The 15,995-nt window shown below is 46.0% G+C and carries 12 protein-coding genes and 1 pseudogene; 7 read left to right on the top strand and 6 right to left on the bottom strand.

What is annotated here, in order from left to right; genetic code table 11:
* The first annotated feature begins 19 nt into the window (after positions 1-19).
* The 3 genes and pseudogenes from tnpC to FXV75_RS08120 all read left to right on the top strand — a co-directional run bounded on the left by tnpC (position 20) and on the right by FXV75_RS08120 (position 4,038).
* Positions 20-1,639 (top strand): IS66 family transposase, encoded by a 1,620-nt coding sequence (gene tnpC / locus FXV75_RS08130; protein ID WP_222863104.1) that lies wholly within the window; start codon positions 20-22, stop codon positions 1,637-1,639.
* Between the two features lie 27 nt (positions 1,640-1,666).
* Positions 1,667-3,099 (top strand): annotated as a pseudogene (locus tag FXV75_RS08125) (DASS family sodium-coupled anion symporter).
* A gap of 168 nt (positions 3,100-3,267) precedes the next feature.
* Entirely contained in the window at positions 3,268-4,038 is a 771-nt protein-coding gene (locus tag FXV75_RS08120) for a CLCA_X family protein (protein ID WP_148832381.1), read from the top strand.
* Positions 4,039-4,170: 132 nt separating this feature from the next.
* Here FXV75_RS08120 and gcvP read toward each other — a convergent pair whose 3' ends face one another.
* From gcvP to glyA, 3 genes are all read right to left on the bottom strand, one after another.
* The gene (gene gcvP, locus FXV75_RS08115; RefSeq protein ID WP_148832379.1) at positions 4,171-7,035 is read right to left on the bottom strand and encodes an aminomethyl-transferring glycine dehydrogenase; all 2,865 of its coding nucleotides are present in this window, start codon (positions 7,033-7,035) and stop codon (positions 4,171-4,173) included.
* A gap of 75 nt (positions 7,036-7,110) precedes the next feature.
* Positions 7,111-7,494, bottom strand: a complete 384-nt coding sequence (gene gcvH / locus FXV75_RS08110) for a glycine cleavage system protein GcvH (protein WP_148832377.1) — start codon at positions 7,492-7,494, stop codon at positions 7,111-7,113.
* Between the two features lie 57 nt (positions 7,495-7,551).
* On the bottom strand, positions 7,552-8,829 hold the full coding sequence (gene glyA, locus FXV75_RS08105) for a serine hydroxymethyltransferase (RefSeq protein WP_148832376.1): 1,278 nt from the start codon (positions 8,827-8,829) through the stop codon (positions 7,552-7,554).
* Between the two features lie 368 nt (positions 8,830-9,197).
* On the opposite strand from glyA, the gene gcvT reads away from it, so the two are divergent.
* The 4 genes from gcvT to FXV75_RS08085 all read left to right on the top strand — a co-directional run bounded on the left by gcvT (position 9,198) and on the right by FXV75_RS08085 (position 12,870).
* The gene (gcvT, locus tag FXV75_RS08100) at positions 9,198-10,298 is read left to right on the top strand and encodes a glycine cleavage system aminomethyltransferase GcvT (RefSeq protein WP_148832374.1); all 1,101 of its coding nucleotides are present in this window, start codon (positions 9,198-9,200) and stop codon (positions 10,296-10,298) included.
* 137 nt (positions 10,299-10,435) lie between these two features.
* Positions 10,436-10,975, top strand: coding sequence for an elongation factor P hydroxylase (locus FXV75_RS08095; RefSeq protein WP_148832372.1), 540 nt, complete (start codon positions 10,436-10,438; stop codon positions 10,973-10,975).
* Positions 10,956-12,143, top strand: a complete 1,188-nt coding sequence (locus FXV75_RS08090; protein WP_148832370.1) for a 4-phosphoerythronate dehydrogenase — start codon at positions 10,956-10,958, stop codon at positions 12,141-12,143. The genes FXV75_RS08095 and FXV75_RS08090 overlap by 20 nt, the downstream gene beginning before the upstream one ends.
* 4 nt (positions 12,144-12,147) lie before the next feature.
* Entirely contained in the window at positions 12,148-12,870 is a 723-nt protein-coding gene (locus tag FXV75_RS08085) for a flagellar brake protein (RefSeq protein ID WP_148832368.1), read from the top strand.
* 94 nt (positions 12,871-12,964) lie between these two features.
* On the opposite strand, the gene htpX is transcribed toward FXV75_RS08085, so the two are convergent.
* The 3 genes from htpX to FXV75_RS08070 form a co-directional block, all read right to left on the bottom strand.
* Positions 12,965-13,843, bottom strand: coding sequence for a protease HtpX (htpX, locus tag FXV75_RS08080; RefSeq protein ID WP_148832366.1), 879 nt, complete (start codon positions 13,841-13,843; stop codon positions 12,965-12,967).
* A 66-nt stretch (positions 13,844-13,909) separates the two neighbouring features.
* Complete coding sequence (locus FXV75_RS08075; protein WP_316247107.1) at positions 13,910-15,127, bottom strand: pyridoxal phosphate-dependent aminotransferase; 1,218 nt, start codon at positions 15,125-15,127, stop codon at positions 13,910-13,912.
* 186 nt (positions 15,128-15,313) lie between these two features.
* Positions 15,314-15,883 (bottom strand): YajG family lipoprotein, encoded by a 570-nt coding sequence (locus tag FXV75_RS08070; RefSeq protein ID WP_148832364.1) that lies wholly within the window; start codon positions 15,881-15,883, stop codon positions 15,314-15,316.
* Between the last annotated feature and the right edge of the window lie 112 nt (positions 15,884-15,995).

Genomic DNA, 15,995 nt, shown 5'->3' with positions numbered 1-15,995 from the left:
GATGGTATAATCCAACCCCATGAACGACGCCACTTATCGACCTATTTTACCCTTTAAAAACACCGATTTGCTTCACACGAATGAGGTCGAAAAGCTGCGCGCTGAAGTTGAGGCGATGTCTTTTAGAATCCGTCAATACGAAGCCGAAGTGTGGGCACTAAAACGCGAGTTGTTCGGACCGAAAAGTGAACGTCGAGGCTTACTCACGCCAGACCAACAAGCCCTCGCCGATATCGTGGGTCCGATGCCAGCTGAGCTAACCCGCTTAGAAGACGCGTCCACCGTTGAGAAGGACAAGCCTGAGTCGGTCAGTGTTCGGGGCAAAGCCCCCAAGTCTCGTAACGGCAATGAAATCAACCTCACCGGACTGCGTTTTGACGAAACCATCCCCGTTCGTGAAAAGGTGATTCTAGCGGACGAACTGCAAGGCCCCAATGCGCACGAATACGAAGCCGTGGGCTTCAAAGAAGTCAGCTGCATCGTACAAAAAACCAGTGCTTACGAAATCGTGATTACCAAGCGCCAAGTGGTCAAACACAAAGCCAGCAAACAGCTTATTACCGCGCCACAGCCGGATAGGATTTTTGACAGCTCTGTCGCGGATGTCAGCTTTATCGTTGGCTTACTGATCAACAAGTTCCTGTATCATTTACCGCTTTATCGTCAACACCAACAACTGAGTGCCGCTGGCATCACCCTCAGCCGTGCGACGCTGACGAACCTCACCAAACGCGGGATCGAACTGCTACGACCGATTGTCATAGAACAGCTCATCAGCGTACTGGACAGCAACACACTCGCCATGGACGAAACGCCTATCAAAGTCACCCGACAGCCTGGGGTAGGCAATAAACCCGGCAAAATGAAACAAGCCTATTTTTGGCCAGTGTATGGTGACAAAGACGAAGTGGTGTTTACCTTCTCCCAAAGTCGCGGCATGAAACACATCCAAGACTTGTTGGATCATGTTTGGCAAGGCACCTTGCTGACCGATGGCTATGCGGCGTATAGCCGCTACGAAGCCAAATCGCCAGACATCACCCATGCCCAGTGCTGGGTGCACATGCGTCGTCAGCTGCTAAAAGCTGAAAGGGAAGAAACCGACGCCGTCACGCACGCGCTGAACCTGATTGCGGCCTTATATAAACAGGAAAGCCATATCCAACAAAAAGGCTGGACGGGTGAGAAAAAACAAGACTACCGAGCGCAACACAGCAAGCCTTTAGTGGATCAATTTTTTGCCTTCTGCGAAGAGCAAAATCAACGGGCCGACCTGCTGCCAGACGATAGCTGGATGAAAGCGTTGAACTACACCTTAAAGCGCAAACGCCAACTGATGGTCTTCTTAGAAAATCCCGATGTTGCCATGGACACTAACCACCTAGAGCGAGAGATAAGACCCATCCCGATGGGTAAGAAAAACTGGCTTTTCTGTTGGACAGAACTGGGCGCCGAACACGTTGGCATCATCCAAAGCCTCATCAGCACCTGCAAGCTGCACGACATCGACCCTAACGTCTACCTGACGGATGTCTTGCAACGAGTCAGCCAACACCCAGCAAAAGACACCGCTGACTTAATCCCAAGGCGATGGAAGCCGCTGTTTGCAGACAACCCGTTAAAATCGCCATTGCTCTGAGTCAGTGGCTGTCAATGACTCCCTAGAATGAACGCTTACTTAGTAACGCTCATTATTTGGTTTGTGGTGCCAGTGCCTGAGGGCGTTACGGCGAATGCTTGGCATTTGTTGGCACTGTTTGTCGGTATTGTTGTCGCCATTATCGGTAAAGCCATGCCGATAGGCGCCATTGCCATGTTGGCAATCACCTTGGTGGCTCTGACTGGGGTTGCGAACGATTCTCCGTCTGGTGCGATACAAGACGCATTAAGTGGCTTTTCTAATTCTCTCATTTGGTTAATTGGCATTGCGATCATTATTTCCCGTGGACTTGCCAAAACAGGACTGGGAAATCGTATTGGGTATTACTTCATTTCTTTGTTTGGAAAAAAACCATTGGTATTGGTTATGCGTTAGCACTTTCCGAGCTTGTTATCGCCCCCGTTACACCAAGCAATGCAGCACGAGGTGGTGGTATTATTCACCCGATTATGAAGTCAATTGCGAGCAGTTTTGGTTCTTCGCCAGAAGAGGGAACGTCTCGTAAGATTGGTCATTATCTTGCGTTGGTGAATTATCATATAAACCCAATTACATCGGCTATGTTTATTACTGCGACGGCTCCTAACCCATTAATAGTGAAGTTAATTGCAGACGCTACTGGTGCAGATATCAGTATAACATGGGGGACATGGGCGTTAGCGGCTTTGTTGCCTGGGTTAGTGTGTATTGCTTTGGTGCCACTGATTGTTTACGCGATTTACCCACCTGAAATCAAAAGTACGCCAGACGCTCGGACTTATGCTCAGTCTAAGTTGCTTGAAATGGGCGCTATGTCTTATGGTGAAAAAATAATGATAGCCGTTTTTGCTCTACTTCTTATTCTTTGGGCGGGTGTGCCGGCGGCGTTATTTGGACCAGCATTTGCAGTTAATACGACGGCGGTTGCATTTTTAGGTTTGTCGGTGTTGTTGGTAACTGGGGTGCTTAGTTGGGATGATGTTCTGAAAGAAAAATCGGCTTGGGATACGGTCGTTTGGTTTTCTGCCTTGGTCATGATGGCGACATTTCTCAATAAATTGGGCTTAGTGCATTGGTTCTCTACTGTAGTGGAAAATAATATTGCGCATCTTGGGTTTGATTGGGGTGTTTCTGTTGTCATTCTCGTCGCTATTTATTTTTATGTGCATTACTTCTTTGCCAGCACTACGGCCCATATTACCGCTATGTTTGCGGCTTTTTACGTGGCAGGGTTGGCGCTTGGTGCGCCACCTTTATATCTTGGTTTGTTGTTGGCGGGCGCCTCTTCATTGATGATGTCATTAACACACTACGCAACAGGAACATCGCCTATTATTTTTGGCTCTGGTTATGTTTCCATGGAAAATTGGTGGGTTATGGGTTTCATTATGAGTGTTGTTAATTTAACTGTTTGGGGGGTTGTTGGTGGTCTTTGGTGGAAGGCATTAGGTTACTGGTAGCCATTTTTCACTTGATGACAAATAGGAAAAGATAAGGTTTTATGGTGTGTTCTGCTTCAATGCATTGTTCTTACCGGTTGGTCTGCTTACTATTCAATGGTATTTTTAATTTTACGTTTAAAAATGAATAAAGTGAGACACTGAGTATTGAGTTGATGGTGGTACCTTTTGGTTGATTCTTTTACACATTCTAATTTTGTCGATATTCGTCGCCAATTTGATTTCCGCGGTATTGAGGTGGGGCGCTGGGTGACGTCAGCGGAAAGGGACCGAGCGGCGGTTAACTTTCATCGGGCACTTGTCGATCTTATGTTGATTCTACAAGGGCCTGAGCCGCTTATTTCACTGCGTGGAACGCTTGGCTTGCAATACGGAAAAGGTGGTCGTCCTGGCGTTGCGGCACATTACATGCCTGCCACGCGGCAGTTGTCATTGGCCAAAAACGCTGGTTCTGGGGCGCTCGCTCACGAATGGTTTCATGCTTTTGATCATTTTATGGGTGACAAAATGTTTGAGCGCCAGTCTGTCTCTCAATTTGCTTCAGAAAGTTGGTTAAATGAGGCTTCTATTAAGCGTGGTAAACAGGGTTTGCCACATCCACTTAATCAGTTGTTGGCGCGCTGTTTTCATGCAATTTTGCTTAATGAAAAAGGCGACGCTCCAAGTGATTTATTTACAGCGTCCCGTGAAGCAGACGAAAATCTTAAGATTATCTATTACGCTAAGCCAGTAGAGTTGTGTGCAAGGGCTTTTGAGGCATATGTTGAAGACAGCAATCCTTCAAGCTCTTTTTTGGTCAGTGGCACTCGCCACTCTAAAGAAGCAAGCGCGGGCTTATATCCTAAAAATGATCAAAGAATACGAATAAACGATGCCTTTCAGCGATACTTCTCTTTACTGGGGAGTGCATTGTATAGGGAAGAAAGCACCAATAGATAAATAACTTCGTATTATTATTTTATTTACTCAATGAGATGCTTTCATTGATCCACAGTGCGTTAGAGACAAAAAAAGAGCGGGTCATCACGGACGCGCTCTTTTTTGGGCTTAGTTAATTAAGCTTGGTGATAATTAGTCTTGATAGCTTTCGATAGGAGGGCATTCGCAGTATAAGTTGCGATCGCCATACACGTTATCAATTCGACCAACGGGAGGCCAATATTTGCGGGCTTTAATCCAGGGAAGTGGGTAGGCCGCTTCTTTGCGAGAATACGCATGGTTCCATTCGCTGTCGAGTAAGCAATCAGCGGTATGGGGTGCGTTCACAAGTGGATTGTCTTCTAACGGCCATTCGCCATCTTGCACCTTGCTTATTTCGTTACGAATTTGAATCATGGCGTCGCAAAAACGATTCAGTTCATCAATGTTTTCTGACTCTGTTGGCTCAATCATTAAAGTGCCAGCTACAGGGAAAGACATGGTCGGCGCATGGAACCCAAAGTCCATTAAGCGTTTTGCAATGTCTTCTTCGCTGATGCCGGAGCTTGCTTTTAAGGGGCGAATGTCAATGATGCATTCGTGAGCCACTGTGTTGTTTTTGCCAGTATACAGAACAGGGTAGTGATCAGCTAAGCGCGTGGCGATGTAGTTAGCGTTTAAAATCGCATTGTACGTTGCATCGCGTAAACCCTTGTCCCCCATCATTTTGATGTACATCCAAGTGATAACAAGAATGCTAGCACTGCCATAAGGTGCTGCAGAAACCGCTCCATGTTGCTCAGCCATGCCCATCACGGGTGTAACAGAATGGCCCGCTAAGAAAGGTGCAAGGTGTGATTTCACACCGATAGGGCCCATGCCAGGACCACCGCCGCCATGCGGAATGCAGAATGTTTTGTGTAGATTGAGGTGAGAAACGTCACCGCCGAAACTCCCTGGAGGAGCAACACCGACAAGGGCATTCAAGTTGGCGCCATCGATGTACACTTGGCCGCCATAATGATGCACCATGTCGCACACTTCACGAATGTGCTCTTCGAATACACCATGAGTGGATGGGTACGTTACCATGATACAGCTGAGTTGGTTGGCGTGCTTTTCTGATTTTTCTTTCAGATCCACCAAATCTATGTTGCCGTCTTCATCGCATTTTACGATGACAACTTTCATGCCGGCAAGAGCGGCAGAGGCAGGGTTGGTGCCATGAGCCGAGCTGGGGATAAGGCAGACATCACGCTCATTGTCGCCACGGGATTTGTGGTATTTATCAATGGCAATCAGTCCAGCGTATTCGCCTTGAGCGCCTGAGTTCGGCTGTAAAGACACGGTGTCATAACCCGTTGCTTTGGAAAGCATGTCAATCAATTCTTGTAGTAAGGCGTGGTAGCCAGACACTTGATTTTCTGGGGCAAATGGGTGAATTCGCCCAAACTCTGCCCATGTGACAGGGATCATTTCAGAAGCTGCGTTCAACTTCATCGTGCAAGAGCCTAGCGGAATCATGCTTTGGTTCAGTGCAATGTCTTTTACTTCTAGCTGATGCATGTAGCGCATCAACTCTGTTTCGCTGTGGTGACTGTTGAATACTGGGTGCGTCAAAATGGCATCTTGGCGCAACAAAGAGCCGTCAAACCCGTATCCTGTTTGAGCGTCTGTGATGTCTTTTTCTGTAAGTTCAGCGCCAAAGCACTCAGCTAAATCTACTAGGTCGGCCGGAGTGATGGTTTCGTTTAGGGAAACTGATATTTGTCCCTCTGATACTTTGTAAAAATTCATCAATTTGGCAACGCCGTTTGCCATGATGGCATCAGTTTGCTTGCCAGTATTCACAACTACGGTATCAAAATAACTGGCGTTGGTCGTTAAGCCTGCTTTTTGAACGGCGTTTACAAAGCAGTGTGACAACGAGGCGATGCGGTCGGCTATTTTTTTCAGGCCAACAGGGCCGTGATACACAGCATAAAACCCCGCCATCATTGCCAGTAATGCTTGTGCTGTACAGATATTAGACGTCGCTTTCTCGCGTCGAATATGTTGTTCTCGAGTTTGCATGGCCATTCGTAGGGCAGGTTTTCCGTGGCTGTCTTTAGAGACGCCAATGACGCGACCCGGCATAGAGCGTTTAAACGCATCTTTTGTTGCTAGGAAAGCGGCATGAGGCCCACCAAATCCCATTGGGACACCAAATCGTTGCGCTGATCCAACAACAATATCCGCTCCCATATCACCAGGTGATTTCAGTAACACAAGAGATAATAAATCAACAGCAATGGTCACTAAAGCGCCTTGTTCGTGCGCTTGTGCGATGACTTCTGTTAGGTCCTGCACCGTGCCATCAATGCCTGGGTATTGAAAAAGGGCGCCAAAAACATCGTGTTGGGCGAAGTTTTCAATATCATCAACGATGACCTGTATTTCTAGCAATTCCGCACGGGTTTTAACCACATCAATGGTTTGAGGTAGGCAGTGGCTAGCAACAAAAAGAGAGTCGCTCTTCTTACGATTAGAGCGTTTCATCAAGGTCATTGCTTCAGCTGCTGCTGTCGCTTCATCCAGCAAAGAGGCATTAGAAATTTCCATACCAGTTAGGTCTATGATGACTTGCTGAAAGTTTAACAAGGCTTCCAAGCGACCTTGAGAAATTTCGGGTTGATACGGAGTATAAGCTGTATACCAACCTGGATTTTCAAGTAAATTACGTAATATAGGAGATGGCACATGTGTGTCGTGATAACCCATGCCAATAAAAGAACGCACCACAGTATTTTGGTTGGCGATGGCTTTCAGTTGAACAAGGGCATCACTTTCACTGACAGGGTCAGCAGAAAGGTCTAGATTTGCCTGACGAATGGCTTCAGGAACGGTTTTTTCGATTAATTTTGAAAGATCGTTTATGCCAATGGTTGCCAGCATCTTGGCTTGCTCTGATGCATCAGGGCCAATGTGGCGAGCAATAAATTCATCATTATTTAACAAATCGCGAATGCACGAGGTCATGGTTCAATCACCTATTTAGAGTAAATCTGGGGAAGCCAGGCTCTCAATACAATCGAAAGAGAGCCTGTGTCGAAACTATTCGATTATGGCTGAGTAGCCTTTGGCATCAAGAAGCTTGTCAAGATCGGTGGCGTCGCTAAGTTTGATTTTAGCGATCCATGCACCTTCAAAAGGGGCTTCGTTTATAAGTTCAGGTGAATCGTTGAGTGCATCATTTACTTCAATGACTTCGCCATTAACGGGTGCATAAATATCAGACGCCGCTTTTACGGATTCAACAAGTGAGAATTGTTCTGTCGCCGTGACTTCAGAGCCGATTTCTGGCAATTCAACATACACAACATCACCCAGCAGGTCTTGTGCGTGGTCAGTAATACCGACAGTAACGGTACCGTCTCCGTTATCTAGTACCCATTCGTGTGAATCGGCGTATTTTAAGTTCTCTAAAACGGTGCTCATATTATTCTTTCCTCATAAAAAAATACCCAAGAGCAAGACGCTCTTGGGTACAGGGCATTAGCGGTACAGCGGGAAACGCTTACAGAGCTCTTTTACCTGTGCAAGCACACGAGCTTCTACTTCAGGGTTACCTTCAGGCATAGAAACTAAGCCATCCAGTACGTCACTGATGAGATGTCCCACTTTTTCAAACTCTTCAATACCAAAACCACGAGACGTGGCAGCCGGCGTACCGATACGAATGCCGGACGTGATCATGGGTTTTTCGGTATCAAACGGAATGCCGTTTTTGTTGCAAGTGATACCAGCGCGCTCAAGGGCTTTATCTACCACGTTACCTTTTAAGCCTTTAGGACGAAGGTCAACCAACATTAGGTGGTTGTCCGTTCCGCCGGTGACGATATCGCACCCACGTTCGATCATGACGGCAGCCAATGCTTTGGCGTTGGCGACTACTTGATCGATGTAGACTTTGAATTCAGGTTTAAGGGCTTCGCCAAATGCAACCGCTTTACCGGCAATAACGTGCATCAATGGGCCGCCTTGATAACCAGGAAAAACCGCAGAATTGATTTTTTTACCAATATCTAGGTCGTTTGAAAGAATCATACCACCACGTGGGCCACGAAGTGTTTTGTGCGTGGTGGTGGTGACAATGTGGGCATGTGGAAGGGGTGACGGATGCGCGCCAGTGGCAACCAATCCAGCAATGTGAGCCATGTCAACGAACAAATACGCGCCAACTTTATCCGCGATTTCACGGAAACGCTTGAAATCGATAACACGAGGAATAGCCGATCCGCCAGCGATGATCATTTTAGGTTTACATTCGATCGCTTGAGCTTCAATGGCATCGTAGTCGATCAGCAATGTATCAGGGTGTACTTGATATTGAACGGCATTGAACCACTTGCCAGATTGTGCTGGTGGTGCGCCATGGGTCAAGTGACCGCCCGCGTCCAATGACATACCCAAAATGGTATCGCCGGGTTGCAACAGCGCTAACATTACTGCGCCGTTGGCTTGGGCGCCAGAGTGAGGCTGAACGTTTACGAATTCACAGTTGAACAACTGCTTTGCGCGATCGATCGCCAATTGCTCGGTCACGTCAACCGCTTCACAACCACCATAGTAACGACGATTCGGATAACCTTCAGCGTATTTGTTGGTCAGAACAGAGCCTTGAGCTTCTAAAACCGCTTTTGACGTGATGTTTTCAGAAGCAATCAATTCAATGCCGGTTTCTTGACGTTCTTGTTCTTCAACAATGGTCGCGTAAAGTTCTGGATCTCGCTCAGCTAAAGCTTGGCTGAAAAAGGATTCGGTGTTAGCCATGGGGAATTTCCTCTTAAATAAACATGTATGCCCAAAAGACAATGAGTCGTGCGTATAATAACACTAAGGCAGTCTAAGATGATGAAAAAAGATCATCTTTCCAAGAGCGTCAATCATGGTTCGTTTTGCGTCATTTAAGCATATCATAATCAAAAAGTTTCCAATTGGAAACACTCTTTAGGTATGAATTATGAAGTATACCGTCATTCTTTTTTGCTCTTTGTGTTGGATAGTTTCCCTATTGCCTTGGTTTTTTGTGATAAAAGCTTGATTTAGTCCTTTGTAGGGCTTGTCAGCCCCCGCTAATTTTCGATACCCTGTTTCCAATTGGAAACAACCGTTTTTACTGTTTAAATAAGGTTCACTTTATGAAACGTACTGCTTTGTATGATCAACATATCTTGTCTGGCGCCAGAATGGTGGAATTTGCGGGCTATGACATGCCGGTTCAATACCCACTTGGCGTGATGAAAGAGCACTTGTGGACGCGTGACAACGTGGGTTTGTTTGATGTTTCGCATATGGGGCAGGTTATTATAAGGGGCAAAGAGGTCAAGGCCGCCCTCGAAACTATTTTACCGGTTGATGTGCAAGGGCTGAATGAAGGGATGCAGCGCTACGGCATGTTCACTACACAAACGGCTGGCATTACCGATGATTTAATGTTCGCTAACTGGGGCGATGATGTTTTCATGGTGGTGAACGCAGGGTGTAAGGATCAAGACTTTGCCTATTTAAAAGCTTCTTTGACGGATTGCAAGGTTGATGTAATAGACGATAGGGCCTTGTTGGCCATTCAGGGGCCAAAGGCGCGTGAGGTTTTTGCGCGTATGGTGCCGGATGTGGCGACCATGACGTTTATGCAGAGTGTCAAGTTTGATTGGCAGGGCGTTGATATTTGGGTAAGTTGTTCAGGTTATACCGGTGAAGATGGCTATGAAGTGTCTGTTCCCAATGCGCAAGCTGAAGTATTTGCCAATACCTTGCTGGCATTTTCCGAAGTGGAATGGATTGGCCTTGGTGCGCGCGATTCATTGCGACTTGAGGCAGGGTTGTGTTTGTACGGTCACGATATTGATACGACCACTACGCCAGTAGAGGCGTCACTTAATTGGGCGATCCAAAAAGAGCGTCGGGCAGAAGGTGAGCGTGCGGGAGGGTTCCCGGGTGCGAATATTATTTTGCCGCAGTTTACTCATAAACCTTCCAGAAAGCGTGTTGGTTTTCTGGTTGATGGTCGAGCGCCCGTTCGTGAAGGCGCTGATATTGTGGATACGAATGGTGAAGTGAAAGGCAAAGTAACAAGCGGTGGTTTTTCTCCGACACTGGGTCAGCCCATTGTGATGGCCTATGTGTCAACAGATTCACTGAATCTGGAGGAGCTTCTCTTTGCTAATGTTCGCGGCAAATCGATCCCATTGACACTGACCGCGATGCCTTTTGTTCCATCACGCTATTACCGTGGATGAGATGATTCTGGCTGGCGCCGATTAAGATCATTTAATTCGTCAGCAGAGATGAACACTAATGCGTTACGTGAAGATAAGACTTTGCGTAGCGCATTTTTTTTTCTTGTGTGATAATCATTTACTTTTGAGGCCTTGGCTTGCTAAGTACAACACAGCTTATATGCGCTTTTAATACCTGTTTTTTGCCTTCTTACAACACTTGCCTTATAGGAGGGGCAGAGGAGCCTCTTTATACTCCTGCTACCCCTTCCGAGCCTGCCAAACTGTACTTTCGTTCTGATTATGCATCAAGTGCCTTGCATGAAATTAGTCATTGGTGTGTTGCGGGAGAGGCAAGGCGACGATGTGAAGATTATGGTTATTGGTATGAATCAGACAGTCGTAATAAACAGGCTCAAGCCAAGTTTGAGCAGGTGGAAGTAAAGCCTCAGGCCATTGAATGTATTTTACATTGGTCGGCTGGGCTGCCATTTCGCGTGAGTGTGGATAATTTATCGTTACCTGATTATGATGCTTCGAGTTTTGAGCAGTCTGTTTTGTCTCAAGTTGGTTGTTATGTTTTGTCCGGCTTTCCGCAGAGGGCACGGGTTTTTGCTGTGCACTTATTGGCTCATCGCGGCTGTGACCTTAATTTTAAAGAGTTTTTAGAAAAAAAGTATGAAAATTATTGCAGATGAAAATATGCCTAACGCCCGTGCCTTGTTCTCGCACTTGGGTGTTGTAGAATTAGTGGGCGGACGCACTCTGTCCCATGATCACGTTAAAGACGCAGATGTATTGTTGGTTCGCTCTGTTACCAAGGTAACAAAAGCGTTGTTACAAGGGAGTTCCGTTAGCTTTGTTGGGAGTGCCACGATTGGGGTCGATCATATTGATTTGTCGTACTTGCAGGAGGCTAATATCGGTTTTAGTAGTGCGCCTGGCTGCAATGCGGATGCAGTGGCGGATTATGTTTTCAGTGGGCTGAGCCATCTCTATATGACCAAAGGGTTACGTTGGCTAAATAAGAGCGTTGGTATTATTGGTTTTGGTAACGTGGGCAGTACCGTCTATGAGCGCTTTCATCAATTAGGTTGTGATGTATGTGTGTATGATCCCATGAAGCAAACAACGATCAAGAAGAATGACAAATCCGTGAATTTTGTCTCGCTTGAAGACGTTTTACAATGTGACGTGATTACCCTGCATGCGCCACTAACACGCACAGGGCCCTTCCCAACGCAGGGGATGATTGGCGCCCAAGAACTGTCTTTTTTGTCTCCTGGTGCGGCGATTATTTCAGCGGGTAGAGGGGGGGTAATTGATGAGGACGCTCTTATTGCACGCCACCGGCAATTAAACGGCGAACTTCACCTAATAATTGATGTTTGGCAAGGTGAACCTGCCATTAATCAAGCTCTTGTGTCCATAGTGGATATTGCTACTCCGCATATCGCAGGGTACAGCAAGCAAGGGCGTGAAAAAGGGACCTGGATGGTGTACGAGGCACTAAGTCGGCACTTGGGCGTGAGCGCTTCGCTGACGCCAAAAAACAAGTTGATTAGCCCCGGGTGGCTGGTCTCTATGAAAGTAGTTGCGAATGGGTGTTTAGAAGAAAAGCTGGCTCGTGCTATTCAAGCGATTTATGATGTTGCAAGAGACGACGTAAGGTTACGCTTTAAGTACCGAGAAAATAAGGAAAAAAATATTTTTGATTGGCTTAGAAAACATTATGTCGAAAGGGATGAATTTAATACTTCTTGTGTTGGCATAGGTGGTGCCAATGATGTCGATGTGAGCAGTGCAGACATGCGGCGCATTTTCAGTGCAACAGGTTTTCGTTTAAATGAACAGGAATTAAGGTAAGTGCATGGCTGGAGTAATGCAGGTCAAACTGGAAGACATTCACGTGCCTAATGGTACAGATGTGCAGTTGGAATTTATATCCCCACCAGGGCGATATATGGTCAAAGTATTGGGTCGGATGCCTAGCAAGTCACTTATTTTATCCACTCCCAGAATACACGATAAGAGTATTCTGGTTAGAGAGAGTCAGGTTGTTAATGTTCGATTGATGTTGAGCACGCACGTGTGTGCTTTTTCAAGCAAGATATCAAAAAGTTATTTAGAGCCCAGTGCTCATCTTCATATCGCATTCCCTCGACATGTGGAGGTATCAGAGATACGTCAGGCGGTTCGTGTCGAAACGCGCTTAATCTCTAAAGTAGAAGTCGTCGTTTCTAAAATGTCTATTGTGGCCCCGTCAACCGCTGTTGTAATTGACTTGAGTGTTGGTGGGGCGAAATTGATTTCAAAAGAAGACTTTGGTGCGGTCAATCAAACAATGCGATTGGTGTGCAATGTCAAAATTGGCGTATACAGTCATATTTTAAAATTAGACTGTGAAATTCGTTCGCAAGAAATTCAGATGCTTGAGCAGGTTCAGGCGAGTTTGGTTGATAATGATTTTTTAACTAAAATGGGCAGTGAATATTTTTACGTATACGGTGTGCGATTTTTTGATCAAGCCAAAGAGATTGGTATTCCGTTGTTGGCGTATATTTTAGAAAAACAACGTAACAATACAATGTGATGATGAGGCACATTGCTGAAATAAACACATAAAAACAGAAACATCGCCACGAGGGCTGGCGTTGTTTCTATTTAGAGTGTCTTTGTAGTCGGTGTTATAGCGCTTGCAATGCTTTGATTCTTTCGCCAAGAGGAGGGTGGCTAGAAAAAAGTTCCCCCATAGTTGGTTTTCTGCCTCGACGGATGCCAAACGCTAGCATCGAGTCTGGCATCCGACTTTCCTCATGTTCTTGCTGTAATCTTGCCAGTGCTGCAATCATCGCTCCTTTGCCGGCTAGACGCGCGCCTGCTTCATCTGCTCTGAATTCTCGGTATCGAGAAAACCACATCACAATCATCGACGCTAAAACGCCAAAGATAATTTCAAAAATGAAGGTGGCAATGTAATAGCCCCAGCCTACTGAACCTTCGTTGTCGTCTTTGCGAAGAAATTGATCAACGGCGTAGGCGGCAATGCGCGCAAAAAACATAACAAAAGTATTCACCACGCCTTGCACTAACGATAGGGTGATCATATCGCCATTGGCAACATGGCCAATTTCGTGCCCTAAAACCGCTTTGATTTCATCCGGCGAAAAGCGTTCTAGCATGCCACTCGATACGGCCACCAAGGCGGCATTTCTATTCCATCCTGTTGCAAATGCATTGGCCTCATGAGCAGGAAAAATAGCCACTTCTGGCATTTTGATGCCGGCTTTGTGCGAAAGCTCTTTTACGGTGTTAAGTAGCCACACCTCTTTGTGATTTTTAGGCTGTTCAATAACGACAGCACCAGAGCCACGTTTTGCCATAAATTTAGAGAGAAGAAGGGAAATGAGGCTACCGGTAAAGCCAAAGACACCACAAAAGATGAGCAAAGAAGTAAAGTTCAAACCATTGCTGGTCATATAGCCATTGACGCCCAAGAGACTTAACACAACACCGGCCACCACCATGACGGCCAAGTTTGTCAGTAAAAACAGAATAATGCGCATTGCTATGCTCCTTAAGAAACTGTTAAAGAGCATAGTAGGGCTTTATTGGAGTATTTCAAGAGAGGATTAACGCTTTCTTAATCGACCCAAGAAGGCGGCGAACCGCTCCATGGCGGGGGTTAATTCTTCAATGTGAGGTAGGAACACAAATCGTACATGGTCGGGTGTTGGCCAGTTGAACCCTGTGCCTTGTACAATAAGTACTTTTTCTTCTCGTAAAAATTGCAAAACAAGGTCCATGTCGTTTTTGATTTTATACATTTTGGGGTCGAGTCGGGGGAATAAATACAGAGCTCCTTCCGGTTTGTGACAGTGAACGCCCGGAATTGAATCCAGTGCCTCCCAAGCCACTTTTCGTTGTTCGTAAAATCGCCCGCCAGGAACGATAAGTTCATTAATGCTCTGGTAACCACCAAGGGCAGTTTGAACGGCATGTTGGGCAGGGACGTTTGCACACAAGCGCATAGAGCTGAGTATATCCAATCCATCTATGTAGTCTTGAATGCCGCTCCTGTCCCCTGTAATGACCATCCAGCCAGATCGGAATCCAGCGGTACGATACACTTTTGAAAGGCCGCCAAAAGTAATGCAGGGGGCTCGACCTTCCGTCAACGTTGCTGTGGGGATGTGCTGAGCATCGTCGTATAGAATTTTGTCGTAAATCTCATCGGAGAAGATAAGCAAGCCATACTGCTCAGCCAATTCAACGATGGCTTTTAGTATTTCTCTGCTGTACACCGCACCGGTTGGGTTGTTAGGGTTGATTAGGACGATGGCTTTTGTTTTATTGGAGATTTTAGATCGAATGTCGTTGATATCAGGTTGCCACCCCGATCCCTCATCGCAAAGATAATGTTTAACATAACCTCCTGCTAACGTAGCCGCAGCGGTCCAAAGCGGGTAATCAGGGGCGGGGATTAAAATCTCGTCGCCATCATTGAGCAAGCCTTGCATGGCCATCACAATAAGTTCACTGACGCCGTTCCCCATCCACACATAATTGACGTCGGCGGATTTGATGCCCATAGCTTGGTATTTCTGCATGACGGCTTTGCGTGCAGAATATAACCCCTTAGATTCACAGTACCCTTGAGAGGTGGGAAGGTTGCGAATAACATCGACGAGAATCTCATCGGGTGCTTCAAACCCAAATGGGGCAGGGTTTCCAATGTTAAGCTTAAGGATGCGCTGGCCTTCATCTTCCATTCGTACGGCTTCTTTTAGAACTGGGCCGCGAATTTCATAACATATATTAGCGAGTTTGTTTGATTTGCGAATGTGCACCACGAGATCCTTACTGACGCTGTTTGTGTAGGGTGACAACTTTACACTTTAGTGGATGCTGATCAAGATAGCAGGGAGAAAAATGATGAAATTAATGCTTTAAAACAATGAAACTCCTGTCTTATTAAACGCATGCCTTACATAGTGTCGCCTGTACAAAGATTAACTTGTGCAGGCGACTTAAGGTTACTTTAGTAAAACAAGGATGTTGGGGTCACTAAGCAGGCGATTGACCGTCTGGCTCGCTAGGTCGTTCATGTCTTTTTCAATGTCTTCTTGGTAAGGCATGGTGCCGTACTCTTTGACTTTCTGAGAGCCGTAGTTGGATTTATAAGTTTGGCCTTTTGCGATGAGGGTAGTTTTTAACTCAAAATCCAGTGTGGCGACCGTTTTTAACGCGTCGACTTTTGTTTTGTAGCTCATTTTAGTAATTTCAATCTGCATGTCGGCGGCTGGCATGACGCCTTGATCGGGTGTGAAACCAAGGACTCTCAAGCCATCCAATACACTATTTTTCACACTTTGCTTAATGTCATTAGTGGTAAATATGTCGGCCCGCTCATTAATGCCTGTTTTAATTGAGCCTACTGTACTGGTTAAATTTGAGCTGGTGGAGACCTGAATAACTCTATCGTTAGTCAGGCTGGCGTTTTTAACATCGGCTTGCGGAGTAATGCTTATGTAGTGTGTTGTTGAGCAGCCTGCTAATAAAACAACAGAAAGGGAGAGGGATAAAAAAAGCGGTTTGTTTAACATAGAAACTCCGATCAGATTGATTTCTAAAGCAACTATTTCTGTAAGTTGCTTAAATTAATAAAAAAAACTGTTGATTTTAAGTTGAGTAACAGTAATATACGCACCCGCTCAC

Source organism: Marinomonas sp. IMCC 4694 (assembly GCF_008122525.1).
Taxonomy (GTDB): domain Bacteria; phylum Pseudomonadota; class Gammaproteobacteria; order Pseudomonadales; family Marinomonadaceae; genus Marinomonas.
The sequence above is the reverse complement of the archived record's forward strand: the minus strand, read 5'-3'. Positions and strand labels throughout refer to the sequence as shown.